Raw genomic sequence first — 15,152 nt, 5'->3', positions numbered from 1 at the left:
TTCTAGTTACGCTGAATGACTCCCATTAGACTCCCACAAGAGAAGAGCAATGACGGAATTCCAACGTTGCTGAGATCTCAAACTCAGATGTGGAAGTAGAGCTCGTACTCGAGCGGGGTCGGAGATAGGCGAGCCTGGTCGATCTCGTCGCGCTTGAGGCCAATCCAGGTCTCGATCAGGTCGTCGGTGAACACGTCGCCGGCGGTGAGGAAGTCGTGGTCCTCTTCCAGGGCGTCCATAGCCTCAGCCAGGGAGCTCGGCACCTGCTTGATGCCAGCGTGCTCTTCCGGCGGCAGCTCGTAGAGGTCCTTGTCGACCGGCTCCGGAGGCTCGATGTGGTTCAGGATGCCGTCCAGGCCAGCCATCAGCTGAGCGGAGAAGGCCAGGAACGGGTTGCAGGACGGATCCGGAGCGCGGAACTCGATGCGCTTGGCAGCCGGGGAGGTGCCGGCCAGCGGAATACGGATGGCGGCAGAACGGTTACGAGCGGAATACACCAGGTTGACCGGAGCCTCGAAGCCCGGAACCAGACGGTGGTAGGAGTTCAGGGACGGGTTGGTGAAGGCCAGCACGGAGGAGGAGTGCTTGATCAGACCGCCGATGTACCAGCGGGCCAGATCGGACAGGCCAGCGTAGCCCTTCTCGTCGTAGAACAGCGGCTTGCTGTCCTTCCACAGGGACTGGTGGCAGTGCATACCAGTGCCGTTGTCGCCGGCGATCGGCTTCGGCATGAAGGTCGCAGCCTTGCCGGCCAGAGCGGCGGTCTCGTGGACGACGTACTTGTACTTCATCAGGTCATCGCCTGCGTGCTGCAGGGTGTTGAAGCGGTAGTTGATCTCCTGCTGACCAGCGCCGGCCACCTCGTGGTGGGAACGCTCGAGAATCAGGCCGACCTTCTGCAGGTTGGCGACCATATCGTCGCGCAGATCCTGAGTGTGGTCAATCGGCGGAACCGGGAAGTAGCCCTTCTTGACGCGGTTCTTGAAACCGATGTTCGGGGTGCCGTCTTCCTCAACGTCAACACCGGAGTTCCACGGAGCCTCGATGGAGTCGACCTCGTAGAAGGAGCGGTTCATGCCGTTCTCGAAGCGGACCTTGTCGAAGATGAAGAACTCGGCCTCAGGAGCGAAGGAGGCGGTGTCGGCGATACCGGTGGACTTCAGGTAAGCCTCGGCCTTGCCGGCAACCTGACGCGGGTCGCGGGAGTACGGCTCGTCGGTCAGCGGGTCGACGATGGAGAAGGCCACGTCAAGGGTCTTGTGCTTGCGGAACGGGTCAACGAAAGCGGTCTCAACGTCCGGGACCAGCTTCATGTCGGACTCGTTGATGGCCTGGAAGCCCTGAACGGAGGAACCATCGAACGGCATGCCGTCGGTGAAAGCGTCCTTCAGGAATTCGCTAGCCGGCACGGTGAAGTGCTGCTGAACGCCGATAAGATCGGTGAAACGGACGGAGACATACTCGATGCCTTCCTTGTTGATAAGGGCCTCGACGTCTTCCTTGGACTTGAGTTCGGTCACGGGACCGCTCCTTTCGTATGAAATATAACGGTATCCATCGTAAAATCGCGCGTTTCGCCGGCTCGAAACTTGGGTTACGAGAATGTTTCGTGACTGTGGCCGACAATCGCGCAGGCGCGTTATTTCAACGAAACATCATTACAGAATGGAAACGGAGGCTATCGGGGGAGTGGGTAGAGATGTCCGCAACGTGGACAGTGGATATTGACAGGTGACGTAGATGGATGTATATGGACGCGATTATGAGACATATGACGAAGCCCCGGAACCGATTAACGGATTCCGGGGCTTCTGTGCGATTTGGTGGTGTGCTGCCGATCAGCGACCGCGCATCGCGCGGCGGGAGATCTTCTGCGGGTGGTTCGGGTCCATGCCCTTGGGGATGGCATAGCCTTTCTTGGCCTGCAGCGTGCGCAGACGATCGTTCAGCGTTTCCATCTCGGCCTTGGTCAACAGGAAGCGACGACGCGGATGAATCTTGGCGATCAGTGCGTTCTTGTGGTTCGTGGGCTCATAGCTCTTGGACTTGGTCACCGTGCTACGCAGCTTGGTCAGCGGCACCTGCTTGGGGCCGTGGCCCACGGAGATGCGGTACACCGGAATGGAGGAGCCGGCGGTGACGCCCTTGATATCGTGTTCCTGACGATCCATCGCCTTCATGACGCGACCGTATTCGCCTTCGCCGATCAGGTAGATGCCGTTCATCGAAGTGCCGCGCCAGATGGCATCCTTGGTCTTCGGGTCGATCCACACCGGTTCCTGCGGGAAGTCAAAGCCGGCTTTCTGCATGTTGCTCAGCACGCCGATGGCGGCACCAGGCTTGCCATCAATCTGCTTGTAGCCGACTGCATCCGCGCGGCGGGTGAGCATCATGGTGGCCAGCAGAATGCCGAGCATGATGGCGGTGACCATGGTGAAGATCCAGGTCAGCCAGGTCCACTTGGCAATCAGACCGATGATGATCATCACGACTACAGGCAGCAGGAAAGCACCGGCCTCAAGCCACGGCAGGGCCTTGTCTTCCTTAGCCGTGTACTTGTAGATCCGGATGATCTGCTTGATTGTGCTCTGCTTCTTCGGCTTCGCGTCCTTTTCCGCCATCACTTCTTCCTTTGTTGGGACGAAACACACTGGACAACATCTTATCAGGTGCGCTGGTCCGAACTTGCTTGTGCTGGTTGGTCTCAGCGTGTGTGCAACGGCCGTCCGTCGGCCTTGAGCAGCGCCTCGCCGAGCGTTTCACTGAACGTGGGATGCGGGTGAACGAGGCGGGCTGCGTCGGCGAGCGGCACACGGTTGCCGACCAGCTGTTCGGCTTCGGCGATGATGTCGGAGGCCATCTGGGAGACCATGTGCACGCCGAGCACGCGCGGGGTGTCCGGGTTGGTCGCGTCGCAGCCGGAGACGAGGGTCAGTGAACCGGCCGTGCCGCTCATCAGCATGCGCGCGTTCGCCAGCATCGGATAGTTGGTCTCCTTGATTTCAATGAGATCCTCTCTCGCCTGCGCCTGTTCGACGGTGAGCCCGACCGACGCCGCTTCGGGGAAGGAGAACACGATTTGCGGCACGGTGGCTTCGTCCACCGGCTTGGGATTGAGTCCGGCGATGGTCTCCGCGATGACGATGCCTTGCTCAAAAGCACGATGCGCCAGCGCGTGACCGGCCGTCACATCGCCCACCGCCCATACGCCCGGTTTGTCGGTGCGGCCGTACGCATCCGTGGCGACATGTCCGTGGTCGTCAATCGTCACGCCCCATGCAGGGTCGGTGATCGGGTCACGCCCGATGGCGACAAGGGCGATTTCGCCCCAGACGCTTTGTTCGCCGTCCTGGCCTTCGCGCGTGTAGTGCACGGTGGCACCAAGGTTCGCGCCAGTGTCCACATGGGTGACGCTGGCGCGGGTGATGATGTTCACGCCATGACGTTTGAGCTCACGGGTCAGCGTGGTGCCGGCTCTCCGGTCCCAGGCTGAGAGCACGCGGTCCTTGCGAATCAGCAGGGTCACCTTCGAACCGGCGGCGTTCCACATCGAGGCGAATTCAAGGGCGATGGCCCCGGCGCCGATAATCACCGCCGAAGAGGGAAATTCGTTGACTTCCAGCGCCTGTGTGGAGTCGATGAGGGCGCCGGCGAACGGGTTGCCGGGCAATGGGCGTGGCTTGGCACCGGTGGCGATGACGATGTTCGTGGCCGTGAGGTCCATCGTAGGGCCGCTGGGCTCGGGGACATCGGCCTTGTGATAGGTGAGGATGTCGCTTTGGTCGGGGGAGGGGACGAGGTGGACGATATGGTCGGAAGTTGCTGGAGCGGTCTCATCCGCATGGAACGCGGCATTGGCTCGGAACACGGTGATGCCGCGATGGGCAAGCAGCCCGGCCAGTCCTCCCACCATCGTCTTGACCACACGCAGGCGATAGTCGCGCAGCGTGCCGAAGTCGATGCCATTCACCGAGGCGTTGACGCCGAGTTCGGCTGCACGGTGCACGGTGTCGATGGTGTGGGTGGCGGTGATGAGCGCCTTGGAGGGGATGCAGCCACGGTTGAGACATGTGCCGCCCACGGTGGTGTCACGCTCGACGAGTGCCACTTTCATGCCGAGTTCGGCCGCGCGCAGAGCTGTGGAATAGCCGCCGGGGCCAGCCCCGATGATGACCAGATCAAACTGTTCGCTCATGATTGCCTCCTTGATACATATAAGTATGGCTCCCATGCTAGGGAGCCATATGCGGCTATCGCCGCCACTTCGCCTAAAAACAGTCCACTGGACTGTTTTCTTTACGGCTCAGCCCCTCAACGAGGGGAGCCAGAGTATATATGGACAATCAGTCCGCCGGCCAGTGACCGCGCTTCGGGTAACGCGGCTTGGGAAGCCTCCAACGACGCATCTGAATCGAACGGCTCCAAGCGTAGGAGAAGGAGCGGGAGCCCTTGGACACGGACTGTTCGCCGTACTTGGCGATGAGCTTGGCCTTGAGCTTGCGCCACATCAGCCATACGTCGATGATCACGGCAATCAGGTAACCGTACATAAGCGCCATCATGATGATGGAAGCCCACTGGTTCTGCATCAAAGAAGTGACGAACATGGAGACGATTAGAATCGCGAAGGCCACCGGGATGAACCATTCGCCAAGGTTGAAACGGGCATCCACATAATCACGGATGTAGATACGCCAAGGCAAGCGTTCCGCCTTGGGCATGTGGTTGATATCGCCCTTCTGCATCGCCTCGTACTCGGCGTTCTCCTTCTCACGCAGACGGGCTTTGGCGGCCTTGGCGCTGGCCCTGCGGTCCACCGGAACCAGCGGACGGATACCGGCGGCCTGAGCCTGCTTCATCTTCGGGGTAGGACGGCCTTTTTTCTCAGAAGGATCGGATGCCTTCTTCGGGGCCTGCTCAACAGGAGCTTGGGCCTCTTCTTTTTTCTTAAACGGATTCCATGTCATGCTTTGAGGTTACGGTGACGTTCAGACACTTGTACACTGGCGCAGCCATTGCAATGACGCCGCTCACACACATATAAAGGAGGACCATCATGACAACGCTCGCCGCTGACGAGATTCGTTCGCGCGTCGAAACCGATTGGAATCGCATCGTCAAGGTGCTGGCCGAAAAGGTCGCGCTGCAGTCGATCTCCGCCAAGGGCATCACCGCCGAACATATGAGGCGCTCCGCTGAATTCGTGGCAGACGAACTGCGCCTCGTGGGTGTGGATACCAAGGTGGTCCAGGCTTCCAATGCCGACGGCACTCCGGGCGCATGGGAGGTCATCGGTTCGCATATCGTTTCTCCGGACGCCCCCACCGTGCTGCTCTACGCCCATCACGACGTGCAGCCTGTTCCGGACCCGACCGAGTGGAACACCGACCCGTTCGTGGCCACCGAAATCGACGGCCGCCTTTACGGCCGTGGCTCCGCCGATGACGGCGGCGGCATCGCCATCCACTCCGGTGCACTGAAGGCATTGGGCGACGACCTCAACGTCAATATCAAAGTGTTCATCGAAGGCGAAGAGGAGATGGGCTCGCCAAGCTTCATTCCCTTCATCGAGGCTCACCGCGACGAATTCGCCGCTGACGTGATTATCGTGGCCGATTCCGGCAACTGGTCGGCGGACATTCCTTCTTTGACCACCTCGCTGCGCGGCAACACCTGTGCGGACGTGACCGTGCAGGGCCTTGAGCATCCGGTGCACTCCGGCCAGTACGGCGGCCCGATTCTCGACTCCAATACGTTGGCCGCCATGCTCATCGCTTCCATGTATGACGAGAACGGCGATCTGGCCGTACCCGGCGTGGCCGCGGAAGAGCCGATCGGCGGTTTGCAGCACGACCTTGACGAAACCACCGTGCGCGAGGATTCTGGCGTGGTGGCCGGTTACGAGTTCGCCGGCACCGGTTCGCTGGCCTCACGCCTGTGGACCAAGCCGTCCGTGACCGTGATCGGTTTCGACGCCCACCCGGTCGAGGGATCCTTCAACGTGATCGCCCCGGAGACCCGCTTCCGTCTGTCGCTGCGCACCGCGCCCACCCAGCGCCCTGAAGAAGCGCAGGAAGCACTGGCTGCATTCCTCGAATCCCACGCGCCGTTCGGTGCCAAGGTCACTGTCGAGCGCGGCGAAAACGGCATGGGCTGGGCCATGGACCCGACCGCCGTGGCCACCAAAGACGCGCTGGAAGCCATGACCGAGGCCTTCGGCGTTGAGCCCATCAACAAGGGCGAAGGCGGCTCCATTCCGTTCATCCCCGAACTGCAGCGCATTTTCCCCAACGCTCAGGTGCTGGTCACCGGTCCTGAAGACCCGAAGGCCAACGCCCACAGCCCCAATGAGTCCATCTCCCTGCCCGGCCTCAAGAACAACGTGATCACCGAGGCTTTGCTGCTGGACAAGCTCGGCAAGTAGCCGAACCGTATCGGTAATGGTAGCGAGCCGCCGTCAGGTAGGTCACAGATGTGGCTATTGCCTTTGACGGCGGCTTGCTTTATAGTCGGGAGTTGACACGGGAGCTGCCGTTGGGCGGCTGAGAGGAGACTCATAGTCTCGACCGATGGAACGTGACCGGATAATGCCGGCGCACGGAAATGTCGCTCTTACCCACCCGTGCCTGAACCAACCCGCGCGTGGACACGAACATGTGCATTATGTGCGTACATATATCCGTGTATGTTCGGCCTGCGTGCGAGCAGAAGAAAGGCACATTCATGACTGAAGCTGTGGCCAAAGCCAATTGCAAGTGGCGCGTCGTCGATATCGTCGTCGCCGCAATCATCGCCGTCGCATCCGGCGTCATTTTCTGGGGCTGGGACATTGTCTGCTCCGCCCCGCTGGCCCTGTTCGAGGGCGTGACCCCCGGTTTCGAGGGTCTGCTCAACGGATTCTGGCTGTTCGCCGGCCCGCTCGCCGCAATCATTGTGCGCAAGCCCGGTGCCGCACTGTTTGCCGAAACCCTCGCCGCCTTCCTCGAGCTTACGCTGGGCAACCAGTGGGGCGTCGGCGGCTCGCTGACCGTCGGCATCATCCAGGGTCTGGGTGCCGAAATTGCCTTCGCCGTCTTCGCTTGGAAGAAGTGGAACATCGGCACCACCATCCTGTCCGGTGCGCTCGCCGGCGTGGGCTGCTGGGCCTACTACTGGGCCACCAACCCGGGCTGGAACGGCCTGCGCGTCACTTGGTATCTGGTGGGCTCCATCATCTCCGGCGTCGTGATCGCCGGCGTGGTGGTCTGGTACTTGTCTCGTGCGCTCGCCGCCACCGGTGCTCTGGAGCGCTTTGAATCCGGCCGCGGCAAGGCGCGCGTCTGATGCAGATTAATCCGGCTGCGGTAGAGGCCAGCGGCTGGGGATGGCGGCACGCCACGCGTAAGGACTTCGCGTTGCGTGCCGTCGATTTCACCATCCGGCCAGGTGAACGTGTGTTGCTGCTCGGTGCTTCGGGCGCGGGCAAAAGCACGATGATGGCCGGTCTCGCAGGCGTACTTGGCGGCGATGAGGAAGGCGAGCAGGAGGGCTCGCTCACCATCGCTGGCGTCGATGCGCGCGAGGCGCGAGGCCGCGTGGGACTGGTGCTTCAGGACCCGGACTCGCAGATCATTCTTGAACGACTAGGCGATGACGCGTCCTTCGGCTGCGAAAACCTCAACGTGCCGCGCGAGGAGATTTGGCAGCGAGTGCGCGAATCATTGGATATGGTGGGACTCGGCGGACTCGAACTGGATCGGTCCACCCGCCATCTGTCCGGCGGTCAGCGCCAACGTCTCGCGTTGGCCGGCGTGCTGGCTATGAAGCCCGGTCTGCTGTTGTTGGACGAACCGACCGCCAACCTCGACCCCGAAGGCGTGGTCGAAGTGCATGACGCGGTCAAAAAGGTCATCGAGGCCACCGGACAGACCATGGTTGTGGTCGAACACCATATCGATGTATGGCTCGATCTGGTCGATCGCGTGATTGTGCTCGGCCGACCCGATGCAAGTTCGCCCACGGGTGCGGTCATCGCCGACGGCAAGCCGGACGAGGTGTTCGCCGAGATGGGCGACGTGTTGGCCGCCGGTGGCGCGTGGGTGCCGGGCCGTGTGATTCCCGATTACTCACCGGAGCAGGAGCCTGCGCACGATGCGCCGGTGCTCAGCACCGAGAACTTAAGCTTTGGCCGTGGGATCGCTCTTGGCGTTGGTATCAATCTGGATTTTTATCCCGGCGAAGTAACGGCTCTGATGGGTCCGAACGGCGCGGGCAAATCGACCTTGGCCCTGACTTTGGCCGGGCTACTCAAGCCTATCGCCGGCAAGGTGCTCATCGCCGACAACCTCAAGCCCGCGCATGCCGGGCGTGAGCCGATCGACTGGAAAAGCAAGGAACTGCTGGGCCGTATCGGCATGGTGTTCCAGGAGCCCGAACACCAGTTCGCTGCCAATTTCGTGCGTGACGAAGTCGCCATCGGCCCCAAGTCGATGGGGCAGAGCCAAGACGAGGCTTATCAGACCGCCGACCGCATGCTTGAGCAGATGAATCTCACGCGCTTCGCCAAAGCCAACCCGTACACCTTGTCTGGCGGGGAGAAGCGGCGACTATCCGTGGCTTCCATGCTGGCCGCCGCACCCAAAGTGTTGGTGATGGACGAACCGACATTCGGACAGGATTTCAGTACGTGGAATGAAATGGTCAAGCTGATCGCCGCCATCCGTGATCAAGGCTCGTGCGTGATCATGGTGACGCACGATGAGGCGCTGGTGGATGCGCTGGACGCGCGACGCGTGATGTTCGAGGAGGCGAAGGCATGAGTGACGTGGTAACCGTCAGCCCACAGGAAACGCGCGTGGAGCCGGTCAAAGCCTCATCGCCCTCATGGTTCATCGCGCGCATCAACGCGGTCAGTCGCATCATCGGTGCGTTGCTGCTGTGCATTCCGATGTTCATCAGTCTGGATGTGGTATCCGCATCCACGGCGCTCGGCATCGAATTCGTGCTGCTGTGGATTGGTGGCGTGGCTCCGTGGACCGTATGCCGTAAGACCTGGCCGGTATGGATCGCCGCCGCCGGCAGTTTTATCTCCGTGTTCCTCTACGGCCGCACCTCGGGCGAGATCCTGTGGCAGGGTGGCTGGATTGTGATCAGCGAGGGATCCATCAATCTGGCCATCGCCACGGCTATCAGGGTGGCGGCCATTGCCGTACCCGGCGTGATTCTGGCCTTGGGCCTCGATCCCACTGATTTGGCGGACGGTCTGGTTGAGATTCTGCACTTCTCACCGCGATTCGTATACGGCGGATTGGCCGGATTGCGCATGTTTACGCTGCTGCAGGAAGATTGGCGCGCACTCGGCTTGTCCCAGCGTTCGCGCGGCCTTGGTGACGGTAACGCCATCGCCCGTGCCCTCTCCCAAGCGTTCGGACTGCTGGTGCTCTCCATCCGGCGCGCCACCAAACTCGCCACCGCCATGGAAGCGCGCGGCTTCGGCTCCAGCGCCCCACGCTCCCAAGCCCGCATCTCGCGTCTGAAGCCTATCGACTGGATCTTCTACGTCATCTGTTTGGCCGTCCCGCTGGCCTCCATAGGCGTAGCCGTCGGCACCGGGAATTGGCACTTCGCCTTTCAGGGTGTCTGAAAGACGGCAGACTGGCACAGTGCCTTTCAGGGTGTCTGAAAGGCTTACGATGCCTCCGCCAGCGGGAGTGAGCCACGAACTGACGTAATGACCCGGCAGTAGGGTAGTGGCTATGCCCATCAACGCCCAGATTCTTGATAATCCGAAATCCGACCGCGTGCGCCGCATCGCCGATCTGACCCGAGCCAAAGGCCGCGAACGTTCGGGCCGTTTTCTTATCGAAGGCCCGCAATCCGTGCGCGAGGCCATCACTTGGCGGCCGGACGTGGTGCAGGACCTGTATGTAGAGGTTTCGCAGGCGCTGGAACATCCGCGTATCATCTCCTCCACGTTGGAGAAGATCGTCGAGACCTCGCAGGATGCCACGATTTATGTGCACTACTGCACCGGCGACGTGATGCACCGCATCAGTCCGGACGCCCAAGGCATCGCGGCCGTCGGCAATGCCGAGTCCATGCACGCCGGTGCCGATGACGTCGAACTTGGCAAGAACGGTCGGGCCCCGCAGATTGCCGCCTTCTGGCAGGTGCGCGACCCAGGCAACGCCGGCACCGTGATCCGTGCGGCCGACGCGGCCGGCTGCGATGCCGTAATCTTCGTGGACGACTGCGTGGACGTGCTGAACCCCAAGGTCATCCGCTCCACCGCAGGCTCCCTGTTCCATCTGCCGGTACTCGCCATGAGCACCGACGAATTCTTCATCTGGACGGGCGACCATAATATGGACGTCTGGGCCGCCGACGTATACGGCACCGAAGAACGCAAGCCGGAAAGCCTGCCCGCAGTACTGGCGGACAAGGCGGCGGTCGAGGCTCCGAAAGCCGTGCTGTTCGGCAATGAGGCGCGTGGCTTGGAACCGGACAGCCTCACGCGCTGCGGTCGCATCGTCTCCATCCCGCTTTATGGCAAGGCCGAATCGCTGAACCTCGGCACCTCGGCCGCGGTGATGCTGATGTCGCTGTCTATGTCGGGTCATGTTGAAAGAATGTGAAACCGGTAAAAACGCTGTGAAACGCTGAGAAAACATCAGACGAAAGGGTTCTCGTGGCAGAACAAATGGTGTTCGACGCCGACCAGGTGACCGCTGAGGTTGCCGAGGGCATCGAGAAAATCCAGAACGCCTCCAACCTGGAGGAGCTCAAGGCCATCAAGACAACGTATGCAGGTGCCGATTCGGCGATGACCAAGGCCAGCAAGGCCATTGGCTCCCTGCCCGCCGACCAGAAGAAGGAAGCCGGCAAGCTCATGGGCAAGCTGCGCGCCGACTTCGGCCGCGCCTATGGTCCCAAGGAGGTCGAGCTCAAGGAAGCCGCCGAGAAGGCCGCGCTTGCCGCCGAAACCGTGGATATGACGCTGCCGGTGAACCGTAAGCCTCTGGGTGCCCGTCACCCGCTGCCTAAGCTGATGGAGGACGTCGAGGACTTCTTCATCTCCATGGGCTGGCAGATCTCCTCCGGCCCGGAAATCGAAGCCGAATGGTACAACTTCGACTCCCTGAATTTCGGCCCGGACCATCCGGCCCGCCAGATGCAGGACACCTTCTACGTCAAGGGCAATCAAGCCAAGGACGCCGCCGGTTTCGTCGGCTCCAACATGGTGGTGCGTACGCAGACCTCCTCCGATCAGGTCCGTGCCCTCCTGACCCGTGGCGTGCCGCTGTACATCGCGTCCCCGGGCCGCGTGTTCCGCACCGATGAGCTGGACGCCACCCATACTCCGGTGTTCCACCAGTGCGAAGCCCTCGCCGTCGACAAGCACCTGACCATGGCCGACCTGAAGGGCGTGCTGGACAAGCTCGCCGTCGCCATGTTCGGCCCTGAAGCCAAGACGCGCCTGCGCCCGAGCTACTTCCCGTTCACTGAGCCGAGCGCCGAACTCGACCTGTGGTTCCCCGACAAGAAGGGCGGCCCCGGCTGGCTCGAGTGGGGCGGCTGCGGCATGGTGAACCCGAACGTGCTGAAGTCCGCCGGCATCGACCCGGACGTCTACACCGGTTTCGCCTTCGGCGTCGGCATGGAGCGCACGCTTCTGCTGCGCAGCGACATCAACGACATGCACGACCTGGTCGAAGGTGACGTGCGTTTCTCCGAACAGTTTGTGATGGGGGAGTGATTCAGCCATGCCTATGATCGATATCGATTGGCTCAAGGACCATGTCGAGGTTCCCGGAGGCCTGACCTACGAACAGCTCGCCAAGGACCTTGTCAAGGTGGGTCTTGAGGAAGAGGAGATTCACTCCTCTCAGGTGACCGGCCCGATTGTGGTCGGCTACGTGGTCGACGCCACCCCCGAACCTCAGAAGAACGGCAAGACCATCAACTGGTGCCACGTGGACTGCGGCGACGAATGGAACGAGACTGACGAAGACGGCAACAAGGTGCCGCGCGGCATCATCTGCGGCGCGCCCAACATGAAGGCCGGCGAAAAGGTCGTCGTCACCCTGCCCGGTGCCGTGCTGCCCGGCGACTTCAAGATCGAACCGCGCAAGACCTACGGCCACATCTCCAACGGCATGTGTGCCTCCGAACGTGAGCTGGGTCTGGGCGACAACCACAATGGCATCATCCTGCTGCGTCAGTACGGCTTCTCCGAGGCTGAATACGAGGCTCTGAAGCCTGGTCAGGACGCCATGCACCTGCTGCACCTCGACCAGCCTCTGCTTGAGATCAACATCACCCCGGACCGTGGCTACACGCTGTCCTACCGTGGCGTGGCCCGCGAATACCACCACTCCACCGGTGCCGCCTACACCGATCCGGCCGTGGCACTCAACGAGAAGGCCCCGGAACCTGCTGACTACCAGCCCGGCACCCCGGTGGACATCGATGTTGAAATCGACGATAACAATCCGATTCACGGCGTGCCCGGCTGTGACCGCTACTACGCGCGCATCGTCAAGGACTTCAACCCCAACGCCCACACGCCCAACTGGATGCGCCGTCGCCTGATCCGCGCCGGTATGCGCTCCATCTCCTTGGCCGTGGACGTGACCAACTACGTGATGCTTGACCTCGGCCAGCCGATGCACGCCTACGACCTCGACAAGCTCGAAGGCCCGATTGTCGTGCGCCGCGCCAACGAGGGTGAGAAACTCACCACCCTGGACGGCAAGGAACATGACCTGAGCGTCGAAGATCTGCTTATCACCGATTCGCCGAACGGCGAACACGGCTCGCGCATCCTCGGCCTTGCCGGTGTGATGGGCGGCCTGTATGGCGAAGTGACCGCCGACACCAAGAACATTCTTCTGGAGGCCGCGCACTTCGATCAGGTGACCATCGCCCGTTCGGCCCGTCGCCACAAGATTCCATCCGAGGCCTCCCGCCGCTTCGAACGTGGCGTCGACACCGCGCTGCAGCCTGCCGCCACCCAGATGGCCGCCGAGCTCATGGCCAAGTACGGCAACGGCGAACCCAGCGAACATCCGAACGACGTGAACAACACGCCGCGCGCCAAGGCCATCCACTTCAAGGCCTCCGAAGTGGCCCGCGTAGCCGGCCTCGACGTGGACATCAACCGCATCTCCGACATCCTGACCGACATCGGCTGCACGGTGGCCGGTGGCGGCAACGGTGAGTTCTCCGTAACCGCGCCGAGCTGGCGTCCGGACTTGAACGAGCCGTGCGACCTGGTCGAGGAGATCGCCCGACTGGTCGGCTACGACCAGATTCCGATCACCGTGCCGCCGGCACCGGTCGAGGGTCTGGTGGGCCTGACTCCGGACCAGCAGCGTCGCCGTCGCGTGGCGGACGAGCTCGCCGAGTTCGGCATGGTCGAATCGCTGAGCTACCCGTTCGTGGGTGACGACGATTACAAGGCCTTCGGCTTCGACCCGGAAGCCACCAAGAAGGTCAGCGTCGAGATCGCCAACCCGCTCTACGGCGACCGTCCGTACCTACGTCGTGAGATTCTGCCGACCCTGGCCACCACCGTGCAGCGCAACATCCGCCGCGGCATCGAAAACGTGTCCCTGTACGAGCTCGGCCACGTCTACCTGTGGGATCCGAACGCGCCCGCCATCCCGGCACTGCCCGGCGGCGTGCGCCCCACCGACGAACAGCTCGCCGCGCTTGACGCCGGTCTGCCCGAACAGCCCGACCATGTGGCCGGCATCCTGACCGGTCTGGCCGAGGACGACGGCTGGATGGGCGGCAAGCGTCCGGTCGACTGGTCCGACGTCGTCGAGGCCGTGCGCCGCATCGCCGGCCGTATCGGTGCCGCAATCGAACTCGACCAGCCCGCCGCCGACGATGTGCCCGTCCAATGGCACCCCGGCCGCGCCGCCCGCGTCATGGTGGGCGACGTCTTCACCGGCTGGGTTGGTGAACTGCACCCGCGCGTCAACGAGGCGCTCGGCTTCCCGGCCCATTCCGCGGCCTTCGAGCTGAACCTCACCGCGCTGTTCGCCACGCTGACCGGCAAGCCCGTCCAGGCCAAGCCGATCTCCACGTTCCCGCCGGTCAAGCAGGATTTGGCCTTCACCGTGGACGAGACCGTGACCGCAGGCCAGCTTGAGAACGTGATTCGCAAGGCCGCCGGCGCGAACCTCGAATCCATCGAACTGTTCGACGTGTTCACCGGCGAACAGGTGGGCGAGGGCAAGAAGTCCCTGGCCTATGCGGTGGTGTTCCGTTCGCCGAGCAAGACGCTGTCCGCCGAAGACAGCGACGCCATCCGCAAGGCCATCGTGGCTGAGGCCGCCGAAATCGGCGCCCAGCTGCGCGCCTGACCCAACCAATCATCCGAATCGAGGAGCGCCATGAGCCAACCGGAGCAGGACAAGCTGAAATACGGGCAGTACCAGCAGCCTGAATATGGTGCTATGTCTGGCCAATACGGGCCGAATTACAACCCGTATATTTATGGCGCTCCCGAGCCGGATACTAAGAAGGATTCCGACGCAGCCGCTGGCAACAACGGTGGCGCGGCACAATTTCAGCAGGCTGGCCAGCCGTATGGTCAGCAGCCGGCGTGGCCCGGCAATCAGCAGGCGGGCGGCTGGCCGTATGCTCAAGGCGGCCAACAGTCCGGTCCGGGCGCATATCCTGGCGGGTACCCGGGCATGCAGGGCCAGCCGTATGGTCAACAGCCGAACGGTCAGCCTCACCAGCCGCATTATTACCACGGCATCGACCTGAACGATCCGAACCAGAACCCACTCTACGGGCATTGGGATTCGTATGCGATCATCTCCTTTATCCTCGCCCTGTTCTTCCCGGTGCCAGTGCTCTCGGCACTGATGGGCGCGGTGGCAATGTGGCGCACGCGCACTTTCCATATGAAGGGCTTCGGTTTGGCCGTGGCCGCCGTGGTAATCAACGTGCTGTACACCATCGCCGTCATCTGGATGGCCTTCAATGGCTATGACGCCATGAGCCTCTACCAGGAAGCCCTCCAGCAACTCACCGGCGGCACCGGCTCCTCCTCCGACTCCATCTCCGCATAAGTAGCGTTCACATACCAACACACTCACTGCATAAATATGCAATAGTCTGCATAATCGCGTATACTCATCCGAAGACACATCAGT

General features: G+C 62.1%; 12 protein-coding genes and 1 riboswitch. Of the genes, 8 read left to right on the top strand and 4 right to left on the bottom strand.

Annotated features, from left to right (window positions below; translation table 11 throughout):
- Positions 1 to 83 precede the first annotated feature (83 nt).
- From glnA to ACEUKI_RS02095, 4 genes are all read right to left on the bottom strand, one after another.
- On the bottom strand, positions 84 to 1,520 hold the full coding sequence (gene glnA, locus ACEUKI_RS02110; RefSeq protein ID WP_374156444.1) for a type I glutamate--ammonia ligase: 1,437 nt from the start codon (positions 1,518 to 1,520) through the stop codon (positions 84 to 86).
- A gap of 318 nt (positions 1,521 to 1,838) precedes the next feature.
- Positions 1,839 to 2,621 carry a DUF4191 domain-containing protein gene (locus ACEUKI_RS02105; protein ID WP_374156443.1) on the bottom strand — a complete coding sequence of 261 codons (783 nt, stop codon included), beginning with the start codon at positions 2,619 to 2,621 and terminating at the stop codon, positions 1,839 to 1,841.
- 83 nt (positions 2,622 to 2,704) lie between these two features.
- Positions 2,705 to 4,195 (bottom strand): NAD(P)/FAD-dependent oxidoreductase, encoded by a 1,491-nt coding sequence (locus ACEUKI_RS02100; RefSeq protein WP_374156442.1) that lies wholly within the window; start codon positions 4,193 to 4,195, stop codon positions 2,705 to 2,707.
- 148 nt (positions 4,196 to 4,343) lie between these two features.
- Positions 4,344 to 4,967, bottom strand: coding sequence for a DUF3043 domain-containing protein (locus ACEUKI_RS02095; RefSeq protein WP_374156441.1), 624 nt, complete (start codon positions 4,965 to 4,967; stop codon positions 4,344 to 4,346).
- A gap of 89 nt (positions 4,968 to 5,056) precedes the next feature.
- Here ACEUKI_RS02095 and ACEUKI_RS02090 point away from each other — a divergent pair, with 89 nt between their 5' ends.
- The 8 genes from ACEUKI_RS02090 (at position 5,057) to ACEUKI_RS02055 (ending at position 15,068) form a co-directional block, all read left to right on the top strand.
- Positions 5,057 to 6,424 carry a dipeptidase gene (locus tag ACEUKI_RS02090; protein ID WP_374156440.1) on the top strand — a complete coding sequence of 456 codons (1,368 nt, stop codon included), beginning with the start codon at positions 5,057 to 5,059 and terminating at the stop codon, positions 6,422 to 6,424.
- 90 nt (positions 6,425 to 6,514) lie between these two features.
- A riboswitch (TPP riboswitch) is annotated at positions 6,515 to 6,619 on the top strand.
- Between the two features lie 104 nt (positions 6,620 to 6,723).
- Positions 6,724 to 7,323, top strand: coding sequence for an ECF transporter S component (locus ACEUKI_RS02085; RefSeq protein ID WP_080785163.1), 600 nt, complete (start codon positions 6,724 to 6,726; stop codon positions 7,321 to 7,323).
- Positions 7,323 to 8,798 carry an ABC transporter ATP-binding protein gene (locus ACEUKI_RS02080; RefSeq protein WP_179133455.1) on the top strand — a complete coding sequence of 492 codons (1,476 nt, stop codon included), beginning with the start codon at positions 7,323 to 7,325 and terminating at the stop codon, positions 8,796 to 8,798. The genes ACEUKI_RS02085 and ACEUKI_RS02080 overlap by 1 nt, the downstream gene beginning before the upstream one ends.
- On the top strand, positions 8,795 to 9,622 hold the full coding sequence (locus ACEUKI_RS02075; protein WP_080785162.1) for an energy-coupling factor transporter transmembrane protein EcfT: 828 nt from the start codon (positions 8,795 to 8,797) through the stop codon (positions 9,620 to 9,622). The genes ACEUKI_RS02080 and ACEUKI_RS02075 overlap by 4 nt, the downstream gene beginning before the upstream one ends.
- 112 nt (positions 9,623 to 9,734) lie before the next feature.
- Positions 9,735 to 10,613 (top strand): RNA methyltransferase, encoded by an 879-nt coding sequence (locus ACEUKI_RS02070; protein ID WP_179133454.1) that lies wholly within the window; start codon positions 9,735 to 9,737, stop codon positions 10,611 to 10,613.
- A 65-nt stretch (positions 10,614 to 10,678) separates the two neighbouring features.
- Complete coding sequence (gene pheS / locus ACEUKI_RS02065) at positions 10,679 to 11,734, top strand: phenylalanine--tRNA ligase subunit alpha (protein ID WP_370622457.1); 1,056 nt, start codon at positions 10,679 to 10,681, stop codon at positions 11,732 to 11,734.
- 7 nt (positions 11,735 to 11,741) lie between these two features.
- Positions 11,742 to 14,351 (top strand): phenylalanine--tRNA ligase subunit beta, encoded by a 2,610-nt coding sequence (gene pheT / locus ACEUKI_RS02060; protein ID WP_080785159.1) that lies wholly within the window; start codon positions 11,742 to 11,744, stop codon positions 14,349 to 14,351.
- Between the two features lie 30 nt (positions 14,352 to 14,381).
- Positions 14,382 to 15,068, top strand: a complete 687-nt coding sequence (locus ACEUKI_RS02055; RefSeq protein ID WP_080785158.1) for a hypothetical protein — start codon at positions 14,382 to 14,384, stop codon at positions 15,066 to 15,068.
- Positions 15,069 to 15,152 lie beyond the last annotated feature (84 nt).

It is taken from the genome of Bifidobacterium sp. 2450 (genome assembly GCF_041900695.1).
In the GTDB taxonomy this organism is placed as follows: Bacteria; Actinomycetota; Actinomycetes; order Actinomycetales; family Bifidobacteriaceae; genus Bifidobacterium; species Bifidobacterium longum.
The sequence above is the reverse complement of the archived record's forward strand: the minus strand, read 5'-3'. Positions and strand labels throughout refer to the sequence as shown.